Below are 3,166 nucleotides of genomic sequence, written 5' to 3' on the forward strand. Positions count from 1 at the left end.
GATGAATGTTGATTTCTGACTTTTGTCAGATCGTTCTTTAAAAATTCGGATATGTGATAGAAATAGACTGAACACCAGTTTCACTGCTGGTGGATCAGGCTAAGGTAAAATTTGTGAGTTCTGCTCGAAAGAGCGACGTGCGAATTTTCGGCGAATGTCGTCTTCACAGTATAACCAGATTGCTTGGGGTTATATGGTCAAGTGAAGAAGCGCATACGGTGGATGCCTTGGCAGTCAGAGGCGATGAAAGACGTGGTAGCCTGCGAAAAGCTTTGGGGAGTCGGCAAACAGACTGTGATCCAGAGATCTCTGAATGGGGGAACCCAGCCAGCACAAGCTGGTTATCTTGTACTGAATACATAGGTGCAAGAGGCGAACCAGGGGAACTGAAACATCTAAGTACCCTGAGGAAAAGAAATCAACCGAGATTCCCTTAGTAGTGGCGAGCGAACGGGGACCAGCCCTTAAGTTGGTTTGAGATTAGTGGAACGCTCTGGAAAGTGCGGCCATAGTGGGTGATAGCCCCGTACACGAAAATCTCTTATCAATGAAATCGAGTAGGACGGAGCACGAGAAACTTTGTCTGAATATGGGGGGACCATCCTCCAAGGCTAAATACTACTGACTGACCGATAGTGAACTAGTACCGTGAGGGAAAGGCGAAAAGAACCCCGGAGAGGGGAGTGAAATAGATCCTGAAACCGTATGCGTACAAGCAGTGGGAGCCTACTTTGTTAGGTGACTGCGTACCTTTTGTATAATGGGTCAGCGACTTATATTCAGTGGCGAGCTTAACCGAATAGGGGAGGCGTAGCGAAAGCGAGTCTTAATAGGGCGTTTAGTCGCTGGGTATAGACCCGAAACCGGGCGATCTATCCATGGGCAGGTTGAAGGTTAGGTAACACTGACTGGAGGACCGAACCGACTACCGTTGAAAAGTTAGCGGATGACCTGTGGATCGGAGTGAAAGGCTAATCAAGCTCGGAGATAGCTGGTTCTCCTCGAAAGCTATTTAGGTAGCGCCTCATGTATCACTGTAGGGGGTAGAGCACTGTTTCGGCTAGGGGGTCATCCCGACTTACCAAACCGATGCAAACTCCGAATACCTACAAGTGCCGAGCATGGGAGACACACGGCGGGTGCTAACGTCCGTCGTGAAAAGGGAAACAACCCAGACCGTCAGCTAAGGTCCCAAAGTCATGGTTAAGTGGGAAACGATGTGGGAAGGCTTAGACAGCTAGGAGGTTGGCTTAGAAGCAGCCACCCTTTAAAGAAAGCGTAATAGCTCACTAGTCGAGTCGGCCTGCGCGGAAGATGTAACGGGGCTCAAACCATGCACCGAAGCTACGGGTATCATCTTATGATGATGCGGTAGAGGAGCGTTCTGTAAGCCTGTGAAGGTGAGTTGAGAAGCTTGCTGGAGGTATCAGAAGTGCGAATGCTGACATGAGTAACGACAATGCGAGTGAAAAACTCGCACGCCGAAAGACCAAGGTTTCCTGCGCAACGTTAATCGACGCAGGGTTAGTCGGTCCCTAAGGCGAGGCTGAAAAGCGTAGTCGATGGAAAACAGGTTAATATTCCTGTACTTCCAGTTATTGCGATGGAGGGACGGAGAAGGTTAGGCCAGCCTGGCGTTGGTTGTCCAGGTTTAAGGTGGTAGGCTGAAATCTTAGGCAAATCCGGGATTTCAAGGCCGAGAGCTGATGACGAGTTGCCTTTAGGCGACGAAGTGGTTGATACCATGCTTCCAAGAAAAGCTCCTAAGCTTCAGATAACTGGGAACCGTACCCCAAACCGACACAGGTGGTTAGGTAGAGAATACCAAGGCGCTTGAGAGAACTCGGGTGAAGGAACTAGGCAAAATGGCACCGTAACTTCGGGAGAAGGTGCGCCGGCGAGGGTCAAGGACTTGCTCCGTAAGCCCATGCCGGTCGAAGATACCAGGCCGCTGCGACTGTTTATTAAAAACACAGCACTCTGCAAACACGAAAGTGGACGTATAGGGTGTGACGCCTGCCCGGTGCCGGAAGGTTAATTGATGGGGTTAGCGCAAGCGAAGCTCTTGATCGAAGCCCCGGTAAACGGCGGCCGTAACTATAACGGTCCTAAGGTAGCGAAATTCCTTGTCGGGTAAGTTCCGACCTGCACGAATGGCGTAACGATGGCGGCGCTGTCTCCACCCGAGACTCAGTGAAATTGAAATCGCTGTGAAGATGCAGTGTATCCGCGGCTAGACGGAAAGACCCCGTGAACCTTTACTATAGCTTTGCACTGGACTTTGAATTTGCTTGTGTAGGATAGGTGGGAGGCTTTGAAGTGGGGACGCCAGTTCTCATGGAGCCATCCTTGAAATACCACCCTGGCAACTTTGAGGTTCTAACTCAGGTCCGTTATCCGGATCGAGGACAGTGTATGGTGGGTAGTTTGACTGGGGCGGTCTCCTCCCAAAGAGTAACGGAGGAGTACGAAGGTGCGCTCAGACCGGTCGGAAATCGGTCGTAGAGTATAAAGGCAAAAGCGCGCTTGACTGCGAGACAAACACGTCGAGCAGGTACGAAAGTAGGTCTTAGTGATCCGGTGGTTCTGTATGGAAGGGCCATCGCTCAACGGATAAAAGGTACTCCGGGGATAACAGGCTGATACCGCCCAAGAGTTCATATCGACGGCGGTGTTTGGCACCTCGATGTCGGCTCATCACATCCTGGGGCTGAAGCCGGTCCCAAGGGTATGGCTGTTCGCCATTTAAAGTGGTACGCGAGCTGGGTTTAGAACGTCGTGAGACAGTTCGGTCCCTATCTGCCGTGGACGTTTGAGATTTGAGAGGGGCTGCTCCTAGTACGAGAGGACCGGAGTGGACGAACCTCTGGTGTTCCGGTTGTCACGCCAGTGGCATTGCCGGGTAGCTATGTTCGGAAGAGATAACCGCTGAAAGCATCTAAGCGGGAAACTTGCCTCAAGATGAGATCTCACTGGGATCTTGAATCCCCTAAAGGGCCGTCGAAGACTACGACGTTGATAGGTTGGGTGTGTAAGCGCTGTGAGGCGTTGAGCTAACCAATACTAATTGCCCGTGAGGCTTGACCATATAACACCCAAGCAATTTGCTGACGCAGATTGCGGTGGTGAAGATGATACGAACCGAAAGTTCGCAACGAACCACAAA

General features: G+C 51.1%; 1 rRNA gene. It reads left to right on the top strand.

The features are described 5' to 3' along the window. The first annotated feature begins 195 nt into the window (after positions 1-195). Positions 196-3,088, top strand: a 23S ribosomal RNA gene (locus tag CKW35_RS27640). The last annotated feature ends 78 nt before the right edge of the window (positions 3,089-3,166 follow it).

The organism is Pseudomonas sp. Irchel 3F3, assembly GCF_900187545.1.
GTDB classification, from domain to species: domain Bacteria; phylum Pseudomonadota; class Gammaproteobacteria; order Pseudomonadales; family Pseudomonadaceae; genus Aquipseudomonas; species Aquipseudomonas fortuita.